The sequence below is a fragment of the Prauserella shujinwangii genome, from assembly GCF_003001955.1.
GTDB lineage: Bacteria > Actinomycetota > Actinomycetes > Mycobacteriales > Pseudonocardiaceae > Qaidamihabitans > Qaidamihabitans shujinwangii.
In genome coordinates, this window is the sequence record NZ_PVNH01000002.1 from 385670 (window position 1) to 405761 (window position 20092).

General features: G+C 71.2%; 20 protein-coding genes. 10 read left to right on the forward strand and 10 right to left on the reverse strand.

Annotation, left to right across the window (positions count from 1 at the left end):
• Positions 1 to 4: 4 nt before the first annotated feature.
• The 5 genes from B0I33_RS05175 to B0I33_RS05195 form a co-directional block, all read right to left on the reverse strand.
• On the reverse strand, positions 5 to 421 hold the full coding sequence (locus B0I33_RS05175) for a roadblock/LC7 domain-containing protein (protein WP_106177369.1): 417 nt from the start codon (positions 419 to 421) through the stop codon (positions 5 to 7).
• 118 nt (positions 422 to 539) lie between these two features.
• Positions 540 to 1148 (reverse strand): GTP-binding protein, encoded by a 609-nt coding sequence (locus tag B0I33_RS05180; protein WP_106177370.1) that lies wholly within the window; start codon positions 1146 to 1148, stop codon positions 540 to 542.
• Positions 1129 to 1857, reverse strand: coding sequence for a DUF742 domain-containing protein (locus B0I33_RS05185; RefSeq protein ID WP_106177371.1), 729 nt, complete (start codon positions 1855 to 1857; stop codon positions 1129 to 1131). The genes B0I33_RS05180 and B0I33_RS05185 overlap by 20 nt, the downstream gene beginning before the upstream one ends.
• Positions 1858 to 1878: 21 nt before the next feature.
• Positions 1879 to 2340, reverse strand: a complete 462-nt coding sequence (locus tag B0I33_RS05190; RefSeq protein WP_106177372.1) for a roadblock/LC7 domain-containing protein — start codon at positions 2338 to 2340, stop codon at positions 1879 to 1881.
• A gap of 3 nt (positions 2341 to 2343) precedes the next feature.
• Positions 2344 to 5382 (reverse strand): nitrate- and nitrite sensing domain-containing protein, encoded by a 3039-nt coding sequence (locus B0I33_RS05195; RefSeq protein ID WP_106177373.1) that lies wholly within the window; start codon positions 5380 to 5382, stop codon positions 2344 to 2346.
• 589 nt (positions 5383 to 5971) lie between these two features.
• Here B0I33_RS05195 and B0I33_RS05200 point away from each other — a divergent pair.
• The 4 genes from B0I33_RS05200 (at position 5972) to B0I33_RS05215 (ending at position 9488) form a co-directional block, all read left to right on the forward strand.
• Positions 5972 to 6994, forward strand: a complete 1023-nt coding sequence (locus B0I33_RS05200) for an ABC transporter substrate-binding protein (RefSeq protein ID WP_106177374.1) — start codon at positions 5972 to 5974, stop codon at positions 6992 to 6994.
• 5 nt (positions 6995 to 6999) lie between these two features.
• On the forward strand, positions 7000 to 7770 hold the full coding sequence (locus tag B0I33_RS05205; protein ID WP_106177375.1) for an ABC transporter permease: 771 nt from the start codon (positions 7000 to 7002) through the stop codon (positions 7768 to 7770).
• A 70-nt stretch (positions 7771 to 7840) separates the two neighbouring features.
• Positions 7841 to 8650, forward strand: coding sequence for an ABC transporter permease (locus B0I33_RS05210; protein WP_106177376.1), 810 nt, complete (start codon positions 7841 to 7843; stop codon positions 8648 to 8650).
• Between the two features lies 1 nt (position 8651).
• The gene (locus tag B0I33_RS05215; protein ID WP_106177377.1) at positions 8652 to 9488 is read left to right on the forward strand and encodes an ABC transporter ATP-binding protein; all 837 of its coding nucleotides are present in this window, start codon (positions 8652 to 8654) and stop codon (positions 9486 to 9488) included.
• Between the two features lie 90 nt (positions 9489 to 9578).
• Here B0I33_RS05215 and B0I33_RS29615 read toward each other — a convergent pair whose 3' ends face one another.
• From B0I33_RS29615 to B0I33_RS05225, 4 genes are read right to left on the reverse strand one after another with little or no spacing between them, the layout of a single operon-like run.
• Positions 9579 to 9752: a hypothetical protein gene (locus B0I33_RS29615; protein WP_181193182.1), complete on the reverse strand. Its 174-nt coding sequence runs from the start codon at positions 9750 to 9752 to the stop codon at positions 9579 to 9581.
• Positions 9743 to 10081, reverse strand: coding sequence for a hypothetical protein (locus B0I33_RS05220; protein ID WP_106177378.1), 339 nt, complete (start codon positions 10079 to 10081; stop codon positions 9743 to 9745). Before B0I33_RS05220 ends, B0I33_RS29615 begins: the two co-directional genes overlap by 10 nt.
• A 42-nt stretch (positions 10082 to 10123) precedes the next feature.
• Complete coding sequence (locus B0I33_RS30665) at positions 10124 to 10246, reverse strand: hypothetical protein (RefSeq protein ID WP_281259342.1); 123 nt, start codon at positions 10244 to 10246, stop codon at positions 10124 to 10126.
• 30 nt (positions 10247 to 10276) lie between these two features.
• Entirely contained in the window at positions 10277 to 12706 is a 2430-nt protein-coding gene (locus B0I33_RS05225) for a sensor histidine kinase (protein WP_106177379.1), read from the reverse strand.
• Positions 12707 to 13033: 327 nt separating this feature from the next.
• Here B0I33_RS05225 and B0I33_RS05230 point away from each other — a divergent pair, with 327 nt between their 5' ends.
• From B0I33_RS05230 to B0I33_RS05245, 4 genes are all read left to right on the forward strand, one after another.
• Complete coding sequence (locus tag B0I33_RS05230) at positions 13034 to 13954, forward strand: ABC transporter substrate-binding protein (protein WP_245900451.1); 921 nt, start codon at positions 13034 to 13036, stop codon at positions 13952 to 13954.
• A gap of 76 nt (positions 13955 to 14030) precedes the next feature.
• Complete coding sequence (locus B0I33_RS05235) at positions 14031 to 15668, forward strand: DNA repair helicase XPB (RefSeq protein ID WP_106177381.1); 1638 nt, start codon at positions 14031 to 14033, stop codon at positions 15666 to 15668.
• Between the two features lie 205 nt (positions 15669 to 15873).
• The gene (locus B0I33_RS05240) at positions 15874 to 16632 is read left to right on the forward strand and encodes a DUF4253 domain-containing protein (RefSeq protein ID WP_106177382.1); all 759 of its coding nucleotides are present in this window, start codon (positions 15874 to 15876) and stop codon (positions 16630 to 16632) included.
• 27 nt (positions 16633 to 16659) lie between these two features.
• Positions 16660 to 17559, forward strand: a complete 900-nt coding sequence (locus B0I33_RS05245; RefSeq protein WP_245900452.1) for a DUF72 domain-containing protein — start codon at positions 16660 to 16662, stop codon at positions 17557 to 17559.
• A 25-nt stretch (positions 17560 to 17584) separates the two neighbouring features.
• Here the strand turns inward: B0I33_RS05245 and B0I33_RS05250 are convergent, their stop codons facing one another.
• Positions 17585 to 18163 carry a type 1 glutamine amidotransferase domain-containing protein gene (locus tag B0I33_RS05250; protein WP_106177383.1) on the reverse strand — a complete coding sequence of 193 codons (579 nt, stop codon included), beginning with the start codon at positions 18161 to 18163 and terminating at the stop codon, positions 17585 to 17587.
• 139 nt (positions 18164 to 18302) lie between these two features.
• Here B0I33_RS05250 and B0I33_RS05255 point away from each other — a divergent pair, with 139 nt between their 5' ends.
• Both B0I33_RS05255 and B0I33_RS05260 read left to right on the forward strand, forming a co-directional pair.
• Positions 18303 to 19100: an IclR family transcriptional regulator domain-containing protein gene (locus B0I33_RS05255; RefSeq protein ID WP_106177384.1), complete on the forward strand. Its 798-nt coding sequence runs from the start codon at positions 18303 to 18305 to the stop codon at positions 19098 to 19100.
• A gap of 25 nt (positions 19101 to 19125) precedes the next feature.
• Positions 19126 to 20088 (forward strand): o-succinylbenzoate synthase, encoded by a 963-nt coding sequence (locus B0I33_RS05260; protein ID WP_106177385.1) that lies wholly within the window; start codon positions 19126 to 19128, stop codon positions 20086 to 20088.
• Positions 20089 to 20092 lie beyond the last annotated feature (4 nt).

A 20092-nucleotide genomic window follows, 5' to 3' on the forward strand; every position in this document is an offset into this window, starting at 1 on the left:
CGCACTAGCCGCGCACACCGCCCTGGAGCTGCGCCCGCATCTCGGGGGTCAGCTGCTGCCCGACGCGCTCGACGAGCAGCGTCATCTCGTAGGCGACCGTGCCGATATCGGCGGTCGGCGCGGCGAGCACGGCGAGCGAGGAGCCGTCGCTGATCGTCATGAGGAACAGGAAGCCCAGCTCCATCTCCACGACCGTCTGGTTGACGTTGCCCGCCTCGAAGCACCGCGCCGCCCCGAGCGTCAGCGACACCAGGCCGGAGGCGATGGCGGAGAGCTGCTCAGCGCGCTCCCTCGGCAGGCCTTCCGACCCCGCGAGCAGCAGGCCGTCGGCCGAGACGACGACCGCGTGCGCGGCTCCGGGGACGCGGCGGACGAAGTCGGTGATGAGCCAGCCGAAGCTTCCCTGGGCTGAACCCGTCACTGTCCCTCCTCGCCTTCCGCAGTGTCCACCCGCCGAAGGGTCAGACTATTAGCCAAGCCGGACCTGTCGAGGCCCGTACCCGCACCCGGTGCGGAGTTCACCCCAACGGCGGCACCGATCACCCGGCCTGCAGTGCGGTGTCCCGCTCGATCGCGTGCTGCACGACCGAGATGAGGACCTGCTTCGCCGACTCACGGTCCCGCGCGTCGCACGCCATGATCGGCACCGACGACGAGATCGTCAGCGCGTGCCGCACGTCCTCGATCTGGTGGTGCAGCAGCCGGTCGAAGCAGTTGATCGCGACGATGTACGGCAGCTTGCGATTCTCGAAGAAATCGATCGAGGGGAACGCGTCGGCCAGCCTGCGGGTGTCCACGAGGACGACGGCGCCGATCGCGCCGAGCGCGAGGTCGTCCCACATGAACCAGAAGCGGTGCTGCCCCGGCGTGCCGAAGACATAGAGGACCAGGTCCGAATCGAGGGTGATCCGGCCGAAGTCCATGGCGACCGTCGTCGTCATCTTGTTCGGGGTGGCCGAGATGTCGTCGACCGAGACGCTGGCCTCGGTCATGGCAGCCTCCGTGGTGAGCGGAGCGATCTCGGACACGGCACCGACCAGCGTCGTCTTGCCCACCCCGAAACCACCCGCGACCACGATCTTGGCCGAGGAGGTCGGACCCGCCGCTGCCGACGTTGTCGCGTCGGAGTCAAATTCTCCGAAGCCCACTGAGAACCCTTTCCATGAATTCGATACTGGGCCGGTCTCCCACCGTGGAGCCCGCGGTGTGCACGAGCACCAGCCCGAGTCCGGCAACGTCACCGACGAGAACCCGCACGACCCCGAGCGGGAGCCGCAGCAGGGCCGCCACCTCGGCCACCGACCGGGTGTCCAGGCACAGGCCGCAGATCGAGCGGTGCTCGGGCACACGCACCTTCTCCAGCCGCCTGCCCCGCTCGCTGGTGGACACGAGCGCCTCGATGGCGAGGTCGTAGGTCGGTTTCGTACGGCCCTTCGTCCGGAAGTAGGGCCGTACGAGCCCGGACGTCTCCGCCGGGCTTTCCGGTTCGGCGTCGGCCTGCCTCGGCAGTGGCGAGGGCAGGTAGTCCTGCACCGGCTGGGAGGGCGGGCCGCTGTCGAGCGAGCGCTCGGCGAACGCCGAGAACGCCGCCTCGTCGGGGCCGCGGCCGGTCATGCCCCCGCCACCCATGCCGTAGAGCTCGGCGCCGGGTCCGCCGAGCAAGCGCTGCCGGTAGTCGGAGACGCTGAAGTCGGAGGGCCCCGGCGTCCCGGCGTCCGTGTGCAGCCAGTCGGGCGTCTCCGCCGCGGGTTCGGCGGAGAGCTCGCCCCAGGTGCGGCGGTCGCGGTCCAGTGGATCGCGCCTGCCCCTGCGGTCTTCACCGAATCGACGATCACCTCGTGAGCGCCCGGAATCCACGGCAGTCTCCTCAGTGCTTTCCTAGCGGCGCGCCGAGCCCTGCAGCTGGGCGCGGAGCTCAGGGGTCATCTGCTGGCCGACGCGGTCGACCAGCAGCGTCATCTCGTACACGACCAGGCCGATGTCACTGTCCGGTGCACCGAGCACGGCGAGACAGGAACCGTCCGAGACGGACATCAGGAAGAGGAAGCCGTTCGCCATCTCGACCACGGTCTGCGCGACGGTGCCGCCCTCGAAAACCTGCGCGGCGCCCCGCGCGAGGCTGGTCAGGCCCGACGCGACCGCCGCGAGCTGGTCGGCCCGGTCCTTGGGCAGTCCCCGGGACGACGCGAGCAGCAGACCGTCGGCCGAGACCACGACGGCGTGCGCCGCCCCCGGCACACGGTGCACGAAATCCGTGATGAGCCACGCGAAGTTGCCCTTCTGCGCGGCGGAGCCCTTCGACTGCGACCCATCCGGCTGCGCTGAACCCGCCCGTGTCAACTCTTACTCCTTCGCCCCGTTGTAAGCAGAGTCGGCGGCCCGATCGCCGGGCACGTCCGGCCTCGCCGAACCGCCGTGGCTCTCGTTCTCCGCCGGCGTCTCCCTGAGAGCGTGGCGACCGCTCTGATAGCCACGCTGGAAACTCGCCATCCGGTTGCGCGCGGCCTCCGCCGACCTGGCGATGGCGCCCTGACCGGGCGCACCGACCGTGGTGTCCCGGAAGGCGTCGCCGTCGCTCCGGTTGACTGATCCCGGCACCAAGTATGCGTTGGGGACGCGCTTGGGCAGACCGGCCGGGGTCAGTTCCTCCCCCTTGGGCTCCAGCAGGGCGTGCGCCGCCTCCCAGCCGCTGTCGGAAACACTGCGCCAGCCCTCGACCTCGTCCTCGGGTGCCTGCTCGCGCGGTTCGTCCATCGCCGACTGCTCCGGTTCGGTGTCCACCGGCTCCAGCTCGTTCTCCTCGCTGAACCAGCGCGACAGTACGGACTGGTAGATGGGCAGTCGCCGGGTCGGCACGTCGTCCTCGAGCGCGCTGCCGTCGCCGCCCGCGGGTTCCGGCGCCTGCTGCCGGTCAGGGGTGACCGGCACGTAGCGCGGCTGCCGCTTCGGCAGGGCCAGTGTGTGTTCGAGATCGGGAGACTGATCCGCCCGGTCGCCGTCGGGCGACTCGACCGGCCACTGGGGTTCGGCGGGCCCGCCATCCGCACCGGCCCCGATCGACGCCTGCGGCGCCGTGGCGAGCTCGGGCGGTTCCGGCTCCGGGTCGTCGCTGAAGAACGGTCCCGCGGCCCACGAACCGCCCGCGACCAGGTCGTCCAGGCTGATCGGCTGGTCGAGGGGCTTGAGTTCGCCGTTGGACTGCGCCTTGGCCGGCACGGGCTCGGCGGGCCGGTTGCTGGGAACCGGTGCGGGCGGCCGGGAGCTTTCCTTCGGCTCCAGCGGCTTGCGCTGGGCGGGTGGCACCTGCGCCGTCTGGCCGGTCGCCGGGGGCAGGGACGGCAGCGACGGGTGCGAGAGCTCCTCCGGCGACGGCGGCGGGGCGAGTCCACCCGGGGTCACGCTGGTCAGCAGCTCGGTCGGCACCACGACCCTGGCGATGACACCGCCCTCGATGTCCTCGTTCTCGCGCAGGCGGACCTCGATGCCGTGCCGCTGGGCCAGCCGCGCCACCACGTACAGCCCCATCCGCCGGGTCACCGACACGTCCAGGTCGGGCGGGTCGGCAAGCCGCTCGTTGGCCTCGGCGAGCTGTTCCTCGGTCATGCCGACGCCGCGGTCGGTGATCTGGATGGCCAGCGCGTGCCTGCGGGTGACGACGGCGCGGACACTGATCTTCGTCTCCGGCTCGGAGAAGTACGTCGCGTTGTCGAACAGCTCGGCGAGCAGGTGCACCAGGTCGTGCACGGCGGGGCCGCGCACCGCGACGTCCGGCACCGAGCCGACCTCGACCCTGGCGTACTGCTCGATCTCCGAGACGGCGGCGCCGATGACGTCCGCTGCGGGCACCGGCTTGGGCACCGACTTCGACAGCCCGGCACCCGAGAGCACCAGCAGGCTCTCGCCGTTGCGGCGCAGCCGCGTGGAGAGGTGGTCGAGCTCGAAGAGGCTGGCCAGCTGGTCCGGGTCCTGCTCCTCGGCCTCCAGCCGGTCGATCACGGCGAGCTGGCGTTCCACCAGCCGCTGGCTGCGGCGGGAGAGGTTGACGAAGATGCCGTTGACGTTCTCGCGCAACAGCGCCTGCTCGGCCGCCATCCGGATCGCCCGCTCGTGCACGACGTCGAACGACCGCGCGACTTCGCCGATCTCCTCCCGGCTGTGCACGGGCACCGGAGCGATCGCGCCCTGGGACGCCTCGATCGGGTTCGGGTCGGCGAGGATCCGCCGCACGGTCTCCGGCAGCCGGACGTACGCGGTCTCCAGCGCGCTCGTCCGGAGGGTGCGCAGCGGCTTGATCAGCGCTCGCGCGATGACCAGCATCAGCGCCAGCGCCGCGACCAGCGCGGCCAGCATGAGCCCGAAGAAGACCCACGCCGCCCTGGTGGCGTCGGAGGCCAGCGCGGCGGCCTGCGCGCGGAGGTCGTCGAGCAGCGCGCTCTCCACGGCGCGCAGCTTCTCCGAGGTGGACGCGCCGTCGATGGTGAGCCGCTGCACGTCGATGGCCAGGTCGTTGCCCTCGGCCGCGCGGACGAACGCCTCCGTCTTCAGGCGCTCCCTGCGGTCCACGTCCGCGCCGGTGACCGTGTCCGTGTAGAGCTGCTGCTGCGCCGTCGTGGCGTTGGCCATGAAGATGTCGAGCGAGGCGCGTGAGCTGGCCTGTGCGGCCTGGGTCCGCTCCAGCAGGTCGGCGGGGAACTCGTTGCGGCCCGCCGCGATCTGCAGGGCGGCGTTCTCCCTGGTGACGAACTCCTTGACCTCGCTGAGCGCCTGCAGCGTGGTACCGAGGCGGAGCAGCTCGCGGTCGGAGGCCGTGGTGGTCACCTCGCGGCCGAGCTGCACGAGCGCCTCGAGCACCGAGGTGTAGGTGTTGAACGCGAAGAGGTCGGGGTAGGCGCTGTTGGTGATCGCGGCGCGCAGCGGCTCGAGTGCCTCCAGCCGGTCGAGGCCGCGGTCGTACCGCTCCGCGGCCTCCAGGGTGGGGAGGTCGAGCTGGTCGGCCGCCGCTCGCAGGTCGCGGACGGCCGCGTCGGTCTCGGCGATCTGCGCGTCGAGGTCGCGCCCGTCTCCCACGCCGCCCGCGATCCGGGCGACGGCGAGCGTCCGCTCGGCCTGCAACGCCTGGATCACATTTGTCACATGGGCGGCCACATCGACCTGATCGACGGTACGGTGAAGCTCGTCCGCCCTGTTCACCTCGCTGATCGCACGCAGGCCGCCGAAGGCGAGCGCCGTGACCAAGGGGATGATCAGGACGGCGGCGAGCTTGGTGCGGAGGGGCCAGTTGCTCAGCTTCCACCGCGAGCCCGTGGATGCTGTTTCCTCACCGCGCGCACCCTGAGGGGACGCGGGAGGACCGTCTACCGCCGCGGTCTCTGTCGTCGGCACCGCTCTACCACCATCGTTCTCCGAGCCAGTCACGAACCCGGCACCGCCGCCGGGAGTACTCAGCACGCTCCGTGCCTGTCAGGACGCCCTTCGTCACTCCAGCGGACGACACGCGACCGAAGCATTGCGTTGTAGGGCCGCGCAGGTCAACCCAGAGCGGTACCACGCTGCGGATTGGTCCGAGCCACCCCGGTAGATGTCCGGAGACATCGGCATGGTAGAGGCCCACTCCGCCATTCAGTCACTCTCTCGTCACTCATCGGTGGCTTGCACTGCGCGGGAGATACAGAAGGTAGCGAACCTGGCCGCCAGATGTAACCCTTGCAGGTTAGATACCACCCAACACAGCCACGGGTCGCGTCCGGTTCTCCTGGTTTTACCGCCCTAGATTGAACTGTGAGTAAACTTCATCACACTTAGTGCCACTCATTCGGGTGGTTTGGCGTACTGACTGGTCTGGCTCCAGTACGCATTGTGATGATCGTGCCGGATCTCTAGAGTGACCGTGGCTCGCTGAGCCGGCGCCATCGCGCTCGCTCCGCGGCACCCAATCAGACCATCCGTAACACCACGTGAACCAGGAGTGGCAGTGCTTCGACACGGCATCACCAGGGTCGGCCGCCCACGCAGACGGGCTCGGCTGGCCTCCGTCATCGCGACCTTCGCGGTCCTCGCCTCAGTCAGCGGGTGCGGCCTGCTCGGCGGCGGCGACTCGGAATCGGAGGGCGGGGACGGCCCGCTCGAGAAGAGCAACATCACGGTCGCGACCCTGCCCGCCATCGACGTCGCACCGCTGCACCTGGCGGTCAAGAACGGGTACTTCAAGGAGGAGGGCCTCGAGGTCAAGATCGACCAGGCCGCGAGCGGCCAGGCCGCGCTCTCCAAGCTGATCGGCGGGGACGCCGAGATCGCCTTCTCCAGCTACGTGCCGTTCTTCGTGGCGCAGAGCCAGGGAGTCGCGGACATCAGGTTCGTCGCCGACGCGGTCTCGACCGCGCCGAACAGTGTGGTTCTTGTCACAATGCCCGATTCCGGGGTGAAGGACGTCAAGGATCTCGCCGGGAAGCAGATCGGCGTCTCCGCGCTCAACACGATCTCGGACGCGCTCGTCAAGTCGGTCATGAAGACCAACGACGTGGACCACAAGTCGGTGAAGTGGACGCCGATCTCGTTCCCGGACATCGCGCCCGCCCTCGCCAGGGGCGACATCGACGCCGGCCTGCTGATCGAGCCGTTCCTGACCAACTCCGCCAAGGAGCAGGGCACCGTTCCGCTCGTCGACGTCGCGACCGGTCCGACCAAGGACTTCCCGCTCGCCGGATACGGTTCGCTGGCGAAGTTCGCCCAGGAGAACCCGAAGACGATCGCCGCGTTCCAGCGCGCGATGCAGCGGGCCACCGAGGAGGCGCAGGACCGGAGCGTGATCGAGCCGCTGCTCATCGACTACGCCCACATCGAGCAGTCGACGGCCAAGCTGGTGACGCTGCCGCAGTTCCACACCACCCTGGAGGCCACCCGGCTCCAGCGCGTCGTGGACCTGATGGTCGAGTTCGGCATCATCCCGAAGAAGATCGACGCCGGCGGCATGATCGCGAAGTCGGAGGCGGCCTGACCCCCGTGCGACCGGTAGTCAGAAACCTCGTCGGCCTGGCCGCCTTCCTCGTGCTCTGGGAGGGGGTGGCCAGGCTCGGCCTGGTCCGCCAGGAAGACCTGCCGCCCGCGTCCGTCGTGCTGGAGCAGACGTTCGGGCTGCTCGGCAACGAGTCGTTCCTGCGTGACGTCATCGCGAGCGTGCTGGCGTGGGCGATCGCGCTCGGTCTCGCGATCGTCATCGCGGTGCCGAGCGGACTGCTTCTCGGCAGCCTGCCGGGGCTGCGGGTGGCGACCAGGGCGGTCGTCGAGTTCCTCCGGCCGATCCCCTCCGTGGCGCTGATCCCGCTGGTGATCCTGGTGGTCGGCGGAGGCCCGGAGTCGAAGATCGCCCTGGCCACCTACGCCGCGGTCTGGCCGATCCTCTACAACGCGATCTACGCCTTCGACGAGATCGACCCCCTGCTCATCGACACCGCGCGGTCGTGCGGGGTGAGCCGGGCCCGGATCCTGGCCTCGGTCGCCCTGCCGCACGCGGCGCCGTTCGTGTTCACCGGAATCCGGATGTCCGCGGCGATCGGCCTGATCGTGGTGGTCAGCGTCGAGTTCATCGCCGGTGCGGCGAGCGGGATCGGGCAGTTCATCCTGGAGGCGACCTCGGGGGCGGGCCGGATGGATCTCGTGCTGGCGGGCACGATCGTCGCCGGGCTGCTCGGGTATCTGATCAACGAGGGCCTCGAACGGCTGGGCAGGCGAATGTTCCGCTGGCACACCGTGAGCACGGCGGAGGCGATGTGAGCGACAATCGCGAAGCCCCGATCACGATCGCCGACCGGGCGCGGGTGTCCCGCACAACACCGGAGGCGATGTGAGCACTGTCCTTGGCTTCCTGCGCCGGTGGTCGCTGTTCCTCGGGCTGGTGGTGCTCTGGGAACTGGCGACCCGGCTGGCGAACGACCCGTTCTTCCCCCCGCCGACCACGATCCTGCAGAAGATCGGCGAGCTGTGGTTCTCCGGTCCGGTCAGCAGGCTGTTCCTCACCGACGACGTCTACGTCGACATCCTGCCCAGCCTGGGCCGGGTGCTCGGCGGCTGGAGCATCGCGGTCGTCCTCGGGGTGGGGCTCGGCACGGCGCTGGGGCGGTCGCGGACCGGCATGGACTACGTCGGCCCCCTGTTCGCCTTCATGCGTGCCATCCCGCCGCCCACGCTGATCCCCGTCTTCCTGGTGCTGCTCAGCATCGGCACCACCATGAAGCTGACCACGATCGTCTTCGGCTCGGTGTGGCCGATCCTGCTGAACACGGTGGACGGGGTGCGGTCGGTGAACGCGACGCAACGCGACACCGCCCGCTCGTTCCGGACCCCGCAGCGGTACTGGATCACGCTGGTGGTGCTGCCCGCGGCGCTGCCGAAGATCTTCGCCGGCCTGCGGCTGAGCCTGTCGATCGCGCTGATCCTCATGGTGGTGTCCGAGATGGTCGGCGTCACCGACGGGATCGGCTTCGAGCTCATCTTCTCGCAGCAGCGGTTCGACTTCCCCGCGATGTGGTCGTGGATCGTGCTGCTCGGTGCGCTCGGATACGGCCTCAACGCCTTGCTACTGGCCGTCGAGAGACGGATGCTCGGCTGGCAGCAGACCAGTGGGGCCACGACCGCAAAGACCTCGGGAGCCTGACATGTCGACCATGCTGAACGTGACCGGACTCAGCCACCGGTACGGCAGCGGCGAGAACGCGCACGTCGCGGTCAACGACCTGACGTTCGTCGTGGAGACCGGCGAACTCGCCTGCATCGTGGGCCCTTCGGGCTGCGGCAAGTCCACGCTGCTGCGGTGCATCTCGGGCCTGATCGAGCCGACCGGCGGCGAGGTGACCCTGCACGGTGACCGGGTCACGGGCGTGCCCGAGGACCTGGCCGTGGTGTTCCAGGACTACAGCCGCTCGCTGTTCCCCTGGCTCACCGTGCGGCAGAACGTGGAGTTCCCGCTGCGCTGGAAGCGGAACCTGAGCCGGGCCGAGCGGCGGGAGCGGGCCGAGGAGGCGCTGTCGTGGGTCAACCTGCCCGGCGTGGGCGGGAAGTACCCGTGGCAGCTCTCCGGCGGTATGCAGCAGCGGGTGTCGATCGCGCGGGCGCTGGCCCGGCGGCCCGCCCTGCTGCTGATGGACGAACCGTTCGCGTCGGTGGACGCGCAGACCCGGTTCGAGCTGGAGGACCTGCTGCGCAGCGTGCAGGTGGCGCACGGCAGCACGATCCTGCTGGTCACCCACGACATCGACGAGAGCGTGTACCTGGGTGACCGGGTCCTGGTGCTGTCCAAGTCGCCCGCGCGGATCGTCGCCGACCTGCCGGTGGACCTGCCCCCGGAGCGGGACCAGATCACCACCCGCGAGTCGAAGAACTTCGTGTCGCTGCGGGGCGAGGTGGCCCGGCTGTTGCACGGCGGCGGCGACGCGCCCGAGCAGGCGCCCACCGGGGAACCGGCGGACACCACCGAGCCCTCCACCCTCGCCTGACCCACGCCTCCCGGGGGAGCGAGGGAGCTTTACTACCGCCTGGCGGTAGTAAAGCTCCCTCGCTCCCCCTCTCGCGTGCGGCCGCGCCGATCAGAACCCGAGCGGCAGGAGCATCCGCTCCAGCAGGTCGGGGGCGGAGGTGGCGGCGAAGCCGAGCGTCGAGAACGGCACGGCGAGCAGCACCACCCCGCCGAGCCGTCGCGGCGACCGCGCGCCGAGCCACAGCACGAGCACCACGGCGAGCACGGTGGCGGTCAGCAGCACCGGCTCCCGGCCGGGATCGAACCCGTTGCGGCGGACGACGTCACCCACCAGCAGGCCCACCACCGCGGCCGTCGCGCGCCCGCCCCACCAGTCGCCCGCCCCACCAGCCGGAACACCGGACCCAGGGCGGCGCCCGCCATCAGCGCGAGCACCAGCCACGTCCCGAGCGAGAAGGGATCCACCCCGTACGGCATGCCGGGATACTCGATGCCGTACACCACGTCCTTGCCGACGAAGAAGGCGAGCACCGTGGTCGCGAACGCGATGACCGTCCGCACGACCGCCCTGCGGAGCGGCTGCCGCAGCGCGACCACGACGGCCAGCGCCACCCAGACGACGAACGCGTGCGCGAGCGACCTCAGCGGGGTGGACTAGTAGGCCACCGCCCCGAAGGCTCCGGACGCCAGCCCGGCCGCGGCCACCAGCAGATCGGCTCTGGCGAGCAGCGGCCGTGGCGCTGGTGTGCCTGCCTCGTCCGCGGACTGCCCCGGCATACCTTCCTTTCCCCGGTCCGGCCTTTCGGTTCAGTCCAGCCGCTCGTGCCTGCCCCGCCGTACCGCGTCCTGCAGGCTGCTCATCCGGGACCGCACCGCCTCCGGCGAGCGGCTCACGATCGGGGGCCGCTCGTCGTCCTCCGTCGGCCAGGCGACGTGCTCGGCGGGCACGGCCTCGATCGGCCCGGTCGACTCCGCGGCGTGCCGTGCGGGCCGGTCCTCCTCGACCACCGCCTGGAACCACTGCGACAGCACCTCCTGATAGGCGGGCAGCCGCTCGGTGGGGGTGTCGTCGTCGAGCGCGGACGCCCGCGTGTCCTCCTCGGTCGGCCACTCGGGGGGTTCCTCCCACTCCACCGGCGCGCGCCGCGGCGGGCCATGCTCGCTGATCGACTCCAGCGGCGTCGACCGCGTGTCCCACTGCGGGGCCGGTTCGGGCGCCGTCCGCTGCTGCGGCGGGGGCGGTGGGGGTGGAACGGGCGGCGGGCCGGCGGCGGTGATCAGCCCGACGGGCACGACCACGGTCGCGGTGAGGCCACCGGTCTCGGCCGTGCGCAGCCGCACCTGGATCCGGTGCCGCTGGGCGAGCCGCGCGACGACGTAGAGCCCCATCCGGCGGGACACCTCCACGTCCACCTCGGGCGGGTCGGCGAGCCGGGCGTTGACCCGCTCGATCTCCGCGGCGGGCATCCCGGCACCGCGGTCGGTGATGTCGATCCGCCAGTCCCCGCGCTCGGTCGCCGAGCTGGCCACCGTCACGGGCGCGTCCGGCCCCGAGTACTCGGTCGCGTTCTCGAACAGCTCCGAGATCACGTGGACCAGGTCACCGACCGCGTCCCCGGCCACGGCGATGTTCGGCATCGCCCCGATCCGGATGCGCTGATAGTGCTCCACTTCGGACAGTGCGGCGCCCATGATCTCGTCGGCCGAGACCGGCCCCGGTAGGGGTGGCCCGGCGTCCTGACCGGCGAGCACGAGCAGGTTCTCGCTGTTGCGCCGCATCCGCGTGGCCAGGTGGTCCAGTTCGAACAGACCGCCGAGCGTGTCCGGGTCCTGCTCGTCGGCCTCCATCCGGTCCAGCACGGAGAGCTGCCGCTCGACCAGGTCCTTGCTGCGCCGCGAGAGGTTGACGAACATCGAGTTGACGTTCTCGCGCAGCATGGCCTGGTCGCCCGCGAGCCGCACCGCCTCGCCGTGCACCGCGTCGAACGCCCTCGCGACCTGACCGAGTTCCTCGCGGGTGAACACCGGCACCGGTTCGACGGCGTGCCGCTGCACGCGTTCCGGCCCGGGATCCGGATCGGCCAGGATGTCGTCGACAGCCGCGGGCAGCCGGTGCTCCGCCGTCTCCAGCGCGCTGTGCCGCAGGATGCGCAACGGGCGCAGCAGCGAGCGGGTGACGATCACGGCGAGCACCGCCGCGACCACCAGCACGCCGAGCACCAGTCCGGCGTCGACGAGCGCCGAGCGGCGGGCGTCGGCCGCGAACCGGTCCGCGCGCTGCTGCAGCTGCACCAGCAGCGCGTCCTGCACGCGGTTGGCGAGGTTGACCGTGTACGTCGCCGCCGTGTCCCAGCGCTCGGCGTCCAGCGCGCCGAGGTCCTCGCCGCTCTCCCCGCTGGTGAGTACCGACTCGACGATCCCGTTGCCGATGTCGACGATCAGGCCGATCACCGTGTCGTCGTACATCCGTTGCTGCGCGGGCGACGCGAACTTCACGAAGTCCTCACGCGCCGCGGCGAGCTCCGACTCCGCGGCGACGAGCGCGCGTTTGCGGTCCTCGGGCAGGCTTCCGCGCGCCAGCGTCTCCGCCACGATCGCGCGCCGGACCGACATCTGCTCCTTGATCCGCCCGAGTGCGTTGACCGCGAACCGGGTGCGCGCGAGCTCTCCGTCCGGCACGTTCGACACGGCCTGGTCGCCGATGTCCAGCAGGCCGGAGATCAGCTCGCTGTAGGAGCGCAGCACGGCGTCGGACGGGAACCGCGAGTGCTCACCCGCGTACCGCAGGCCGGTGAGTACGCCGAGCCGGTCCTCGGACCGGCGGAACGCGTCGAGCGCTCCCGCCGACAGCCGTGGCGTCGCGCTGACCAGCTCCCTGCTGAACGCGCCGATCGCGTCGTCCACGCGCCCGCGCTGCTCCCGCACCTCGGCGAGGTCGCCCTGCCGCCCCCCGGCGACATAACGCACCGTGAGGTCGCGCTCACGCTGCAGCCGGTGGACGAGCTCGGCGACCTTGGCGTCGACCCGGACCCGCTCGGCACTCTCCGCGAACCGATCGGCGCGACCGAGTTCCGCTCCGACACGCAAACCGACCAGCACGACGACGGCGACCGCGGGAATCAGCAGGATCGCCAGCAACTTGGTCCGGAGCCGCCAGTTGCGCAGCCGCCACCGGCCCCCGGTCCGTCCCGCCTCCGCCGCGCCATCCCGGCCGGGACGTTCACTGCGACGGGTCACCTGGCTTCCTTGTCACACTTCGTCAAACCGCGGTCAGGGGCACCGTCCCCGGGAAACCACTGGAGACTAGCGACAACGGACCCCGATCGAAAGCCGCCCACCGCCGGGGGCGGGGACGTCTCCGATGATATGGACGGGGAAGCCCTAAGCTCCACCGAGAACGCGAGACCTCGGCGTCCTGGTCGGCATCCTGGGGAGGTGGTGACAGTGAGACCACGGAAAACCCGAAAAACACCGGAAACACCCGGAATTCCGCGCATTTCGTGGACATCGCCGACCCCGCGCACGGCCACCCGGCTCCTCTCCCTGTTCGTCGCGCTGCTCACGGTGAGCGCCTGCTCGCTCTTCGCCTCCGACGCGCGGGACCCCACTCCGGCTCCCGAACAGGATTCGATCCGGGTCGGAGTGGGCAACGCCATAGCCACCACGCCCCTGCGGCTCGCGGTGGAGCGGGGGATGTTCCGCGCGGCCGGACTCCGGGTCGACCTGGTGGACCTGGACAGTGAGGAGCGCGGCATCGAGCAGCTGGCCGCAGGCGAACTCGACGTCACGTTCGCCAGCGACGTCGCCCTGTTCACGGCGGCCGCGGCGGGTACGGCCATGCAGCTGCAGGGCGAGGCGCACACCGCGGGCCGGAACACGATGGCGCTGGTCGCGCTGCCCGAGTCGGGGTACACCTCGCTGCTCGACCTCAGCTTCCCCACGATCGCGGTGGACAGCGTCGACGGGCTGGGCACCCTGACCGCCGGTTCGGTGCTGGAGACGGCCGGGTTCGAGCGGGAGTCGATCGAGTTCCGGCAGTGGCCGATGCCGGACATGGTGGCGGCGCTCCGGCGGGGAGAGGCCGATGCGGCGTGGCTGGTCGAGCCGTACGTCACGCTGGCCCAGAAGGACTTCGGAGCCCGCGTGCTCGCCGACTGCGCCCGGGGCGCGACGCAGGATTTCCCGATGTCCGCGTACGCCGCGAACGCGTCGTTCGCCGAGGCGAACCCCCGCACGCTCGCCGTGTTCCGCGACGTGCTCAGCGCGGCGCAGCAGCGGGCGGCCGAACCCACCGTGATCCGCGAGGCGCTGCCCCGCTTCGCCGACATCGACCCGACCACGGCCTCGCTCGTGTCGCTCGGCACGTACCCCACCTCGCTCAACGGTGTCCGGCTACAGCGGGTGGCCGACCTGATGCACAGCTCCGGGCTGCTGCGCAACCGGCTGGACGTGCAGTCGCTCCTCCCGAAGCCGCAACTGTCCTGAGGGCGTGCCCCGGCACGACGCCGGGCCCCGCCCCGGTCCGGGAACCCACCGGGGCGGGGCACGTATAAAGGAGGGCGTGACCCATGGCCCGTTGATCGTCCAGTCCGACAAGACCGTGCTGCTCGAGGTCGACCACGAGCAGGCGGAGGAGGCGCGGATCGCGATCGCGCCGTTCGCCGAGCTGGAGCGCGCGCCCGAGCACGTGCACACCTACCGCGTGACCCCGCTGGCGCTGTGGAACGCGCGCGCCGCAGGGCACGACGCCGAGCAGGTGGTCGACGCGCTCACCAGCCACTCGCGGTTCCCGGTTCCGCAGCCGCTGCTCATCGACGTCGTCGACACGATGAGCCGGTTCGGCAGGCTGCAGATCCACAACCACCCGGCACACGGCCTGGTCATGTCCACCACCGATCGCGCGGTGCTCGAGGAGGTGCTGCGCAGCAAGAAGATCGCCCCGATGCTCGGCGCGCGCATCGACGACGACACCGTGGGGGTGCACCCGTCCGAGCGCGGCAGGCTCAAGCAGGCCCTGCTCAAGGTCGGCTGGCCGGCCGAGGACCTGGCCGGTTACGTCGACGGCGAGGCCCACCCGATGTCGCTGCACGAGGACGGCTGGGCACTGCGGGAGTACCAGCGGCAGGCGGCGGACGCGTTCTGGGCGGGCGGCTCCGGTGTCGTCGTGCTGCCCTGCGGCGCGGGCAAGACGCTGGTCGGCGCGGCCGCGATGGCCCGGGCGCAGGCCACCACGCTGATCCTGGTGACCAACACGGTCGCGGGCAGGCAGTGGAAGCGCGAGCTGGTCGCGCGCACGTCGCTGACCGAGGACGAGATCGGCGAGTACTCCGGGGAGAAGAAGGAGATCCGCCCGGTCACGATCGCGACCTACCAGGTCATCACCCGCAAGAGCAAGGGCGAGTACAAGCACCTGGAACTGTTCGACTCGCGGGACTGGGGTCTCGTCGTCTACGACGAGGTGCACCTGCTGCCCGCGCCCGTGTTCCGGATGACCGCCGACCTGCAGTCCCGGCGCAGGCTCGGCCTCACCGCGACGCTGGTGCGCGAGGACGGCCGCGAGGGTGACGTGTTCTCGTTGATCGGCCCGAAGCGCTACGACGTGCCATGGCGGGACATCGAGGCGCAGGGCTGGATCGCGCCGGCCGAGTGCGTGGAGGTGCGGGTGACGCTGACGGACAACGAGCGGATCACCTACGCCACCGCCGAGGCCGAGGAGCGCTACCGGATCGCCGCCACGGCCGGGACCAAGACCCCGGTCATCAAGTCGATCGTCGAGAAGCACGCGGGCGAGCCCACGCTGATCATCGGCGCCTACCTGGAACAGCTCGACGAGCTCGGGGCGGAGCTGGACGCCCCGGTGATCCAGGGTTCCACGCGGAACAAGGAGCGGGAGGCCCTGTTCGACGCGTTCCGCCGGGGCGAGGTGAGCACCCTGGTGGTCTCCAAGGTCGCCAACTTCTCGATCGACCTACCGGAGGCGTCCGTGGCGATCCAGGTGTCGGGCACGTTCGGCTCGCGGCAGGAGGAGGCGCAGCGGCTGGGCCGGTTGCTGCGCCCGAAGGGCGACGGGCGGCAGGCGCACTTCTACTCCGTGGTCTCGCGCGACACGGTGGACACGGAGTACGCGGCGCACCGGCAGCGGTTCCTCGCCGAGCAGGGCTACGCGTACCGGATCGTGGACGCCGACGCGTTCCGCTGAGCCCAGCACCCCGGACCGCGTGCCCGCCCGGCCGTCCCGGGCCCGGCCTGCGCACGCCGCCGTAGTGCGGCGGCGACTTCCCTCCCCTGCCTCACTCACCCGGGTGATTCCGCCGCGGCGATCTCTCGGGCGCCCCGAACTGTCGGACCTTCGAACTAGTGTTCGAATCCACCAGTCCAGGTCCGTACGGAAAGGGGTACCCCCGATGACCGTCGTCCCGCTCCACCCCCACCAGCCGGCGCCCGAGCTCACGCTGCCGCCCGGGCGCTGGCACGGCAGGCTGTGGGTGTCCGACGAGCCGCTGACGCGTCCCGAGCTCTACCTCGCCTGCGTGGCCGCCCACGACCGGACCGGCATGTGGCCGTTGCTGGTCCATCGCGACGTGCGCTTCGAAGCCCGGGGCGAGGACTGGATCGACGACCGGGGCTGGCTGCCGCCCGCGGCGGAGACCGTGGGCGCGTTCGACCCGGCGGCGGTCCTCGCGAGCTGGTGGGAGCGGCCGTGCTGCGACGGTTCGTGCCTGCACCCGTTCGGCGCGGAGTTCCCCGGGTTGGCGCGGAAGTCGAACGGCCGTGCCGATCCGCTCGCGGAGGCGGGCAACACCGGCTCGATCATCGCCTCGCACGGTGAGAGCAGGCTCGCTCTGGCGGAGGCGGCACGGCCCGCCGACGTGCCCGCGGTACTCGGCTGGCACGGCATGGCGCGCGTGACCGGCCAGCCCGCCGCCGTCTCCGCCGTGCTGCGCAGCTGGGAGGACCGGTTCGGCGCGGTACTGATCTCGCTCGGGTTCGACACGCTGGAGCTGTCGGTCGCCGCACCACCCAAGACCCGGGAACGGTCGCTGGCGGTCGCGGCGGAGCACCGCGCGTTCTGCCTCGCCAACTTCGTCGGCCAACCGGGCACGATGCGCGAGTTCGCCGCAGGATTGACGGGGAGGCGGCTGTGGCAGTTCTGGTGGGACTGACCGTGGGGAAGGAGGCGTGTTCCGCCCGTGGCACGCGAGATCCGGATCGGCACGTCGGGCTGGTTGTACCCGCCGTGGCGCGGCACCTTCTACCCGAAGGGCCTCCCGCATCGCCTGGAGCTGGCCTACCTTGCCCAGCGCGTAGGCACCGTGGAGATCAACGGATCCTTCTACTCGCTGCAACGGCCGGAACGCTACGCCCGCTGGTTCGAGCAGACGCCCGACGACTTCCTGTTCTCGGTGAAGGGTGGCCGCTTCATCACGCACATGAAGCAGTTGCGCGACGTCGAGACGGCGCTGGCGAACTTCCTCGCCTCCGGGGTGCTCGCGCTGGGCCACAAACTCGGGCCGCTGCTGTGGCAGCTGCCGCCGAGGCTGGCCTACGACCCGGGCCGGCTGAGCGACTTCTTCCGGCTGTTGCCGCGCAGCACCGGGGCCGCGGCCACGCTCGCGGCCAAGCACGACGAGAAGCTGAAATGCGAGGCGTACCTGGACGTGGCCGAGGACCGGCCGCTGCGGCACGCTCTGGAAGTGCGGCACCCGAGCTTCGCGGTTCCCGAGTTCGTCGAACTCCTGCGGGAACACGACGTCGCGCTCGTCGTGGCGGACACCGCGGGTACCTGGCCGTATCTGGAGGACGTGACCTCCGACCTGGTCTACGTGCGGCTCCACGGCGACATCGAGCTGTACGCGAGCGGGTACACCCGGTCGGCGCTGCACACGTGGGCCTCGCGGATCAGCGCGTGGCACGCGGGAGAGAGCCCCCGCACCGAGCACACGGTCGCGGGTCCGGCCGAACACCGGCGGCGCGACGTGCTCGTCTACTTCGACAACGACATAAAGGTGAAGGCGCCCGGCGACGCCATGACGCTGGCCGGGATGCTCGGCCTGCGCACGGCATCACCGGACGCCGGGCCGCTCGGCTGAACCGGCCGCGCCGGATCGGCTCCGATCAGGCGCTGGCGGCCTGCTTGGCGTGCCTGCCCTCGCTGATCTCCTCGACCAGCTTGTCGCAGAAGGCGGGCAGGTCGTTCGGGTTACGGCTGGAGACCAGACCGCTGTCCACCACGACCTCCTCGTCGACCCACTCGGCACCGGCGTTGCGGAGGTCCGTCTGCAGGCTCGGGAAGGAGGTGATCCTGCGCCCCCGCACCACGTCGGCCTCGATGAGCGTCCACGGACCGTGGCAGATCACGGCCACCGGCTTCTGCTTGGAGAAGAACTCGCCGACGAAACGCACCGCGTTGGGGTCCTGGCGCAGAAAGTCCGGATTGGCCACACCGCCGGGCAGCACGAGCCCGTCGTAGTCGTCCACCGACGCGTCGGTGACCACCTTGTCGACGGTGAACGTGTCACCCTTGTCCAGGTGGTTGAACGCCTGGATGCTCCCCGGCTTGGTGGAAATCAGCTCCGGCTGACCCCCGGCCTCCTGCACGGCCTGCCACGGCCGAGTCAGCTCGACCTGCTCCGTTCCCTCCGGCGCGACCACGAAGGCGACCCGGCGACCAGCGAGCTTGTCGGCCACGTTCATCACTCCTCTCACACAAGGCTTCTGCTTGCGTGTACCCGGACAGTGACCGCATCGAAACCTGCGGCACATCCGGCACGGGCGCACCGCTAGCATGTGCGGTTCACGCGGTGCCGCGTCGCCAGGGGAGGGCAGGACGGGAATGCCGGAAGCGACCACCAACGGCAGGCAGGCCTTCGGCCCGCATTTCGTGCAGTCGGTGGCCCGGGCGCTGGCGGTGATCCGCTCGTTCAGCGACCGACGGCCCACGCTCACCCTCAGCGAGGCCGCGCAGGAGACCGGGCTCGACCGCGCCACGGCGCGGCGGCTGCTGCTGACCCTGGCCGATCTCGGTTACGTGCGCACCGACGGGCGGCACTTCGAGCTCACCCCGCGGACGCTCGAGCTCGGCTATGCGTACCTGTCCAGCCTGTCGCTACCCGAGATCGCGCGACCGCACCTGCGGGAGCTCTCGCGACGGCTGAACGAGACCGCGACGCTGACGGTGCTCGATGGCGACGAGATCGTCTACGTAGGACTGGTCGCCAGCACGCGGCTCGCGGCGGTCCAGATCAGCCTCGGAACCCGGTTCGCGGCCTACGCCACCTCGATGGGCCGCGTGCTGCTCGCCGGGCTGCCGGACGACGAGCTCGAGAAGCGCGTCGCGAACCTGCGCCTGGAGCCGCGCACCGAGCGCACGGTGCGCACCCCCGAGGAGCTGCGGGCCGAGCTGTACCGGATCCGGGAGCAGGGCTGGGCGCTCGTGGACGGCGAGCTGGAGACCGAGCTGCGTGGTGCGGCCGCGCCGGTCCGGGACCGCTCCGGGGAGGTGGTGGCCGCGGTCAACGTGTCCGTGCACGCCGACCGGATCGCACCCGACACCGTGGCCGCCGAGTACGTCCCGGAGATCCTGCGAACGGTCGGCCTGATCGAGCGTGACCTGGCCGGAGCGGCGGGTTGAGGCCCGCCGGAGGCACAATCGCGGAGTGACCGACCACCACGTCTACGCCCTCCCGCTCCGCACGCGGTTCCGGGGGGTCACGGTCCGCGAGGGTGTACTGCTGCGCGGAGCGGCGGGCTGGGGCGAGTTCTGCCCGTTCGCCGACTACTCCGACGCCGAGTGTGTCCCGTGGCTCGCCGCCGCCCTGGAGGCGAGCGAGCACGGCTGGCCTGCCCCGGTCCGGGACCGGGTGGAGGTCAACACCACCGTCCCGGTGGTGCCGCCGGACCGGGCGCGGGCCATGGTCGCGGCCTCGGGCTGCCGCACCGCCAAGGTGAAGGTCGCCGACCCGCGCTCGTCGCTGCGGGACGACTGCGAGCGGGTCGCCGCGGTGCGGGACGCGCTCGGCCCCTCGGGGGCCGTCCGGGTCGACGCCAACGCGGCGTGGGACGTCGACACGGCGGTGACGGCCATCGCCGAACTCGACCGAGCCGCGGGCGGGCTCGAATACGTGGAGCAGCCGTGTCCCTCGGTGGCGGACCTGGCCGCCGTGCGCCGCAAGGTGGACGTCCGCATCGCGGCGGACGAGTCGATCCGCCGTGCCGAGGACCCGCTGCGGGTCGCGGTCGCCGGAGCGGCCGACGTCGCCGTGCTGAAGGTCGCGCCCCTCGGCGGGGTGCGGCGCGCGCTGGCGGTCGCCGAGGCGGCGGGCCTGCCGTGCGTGGTGTCGTCCGCCGTCGAGAGCAGTGTCGGCCTCGCGGCGGGGCTCGCGCTCGCGGGAGCCCTGCCCTCGCTCGACTTCGCGTGCGGACTGGGCACGATCTCCCTGCTGTCCGGCGATGTCACCACCGGCTCGTTGTCCGCCGTGGACGGTTACCTGCCCGTGCCGCCGCGGGCGCCGGAGCCCGATCTCGCGGCGGACGTGGCCGCGGGACCGGACACGGCCGCCCGCTGGCTCGGCCGGCTGGCCAGGGTGCGGTCGCTGGCGGGCGGGCCGCCCGGCCACTGACCGG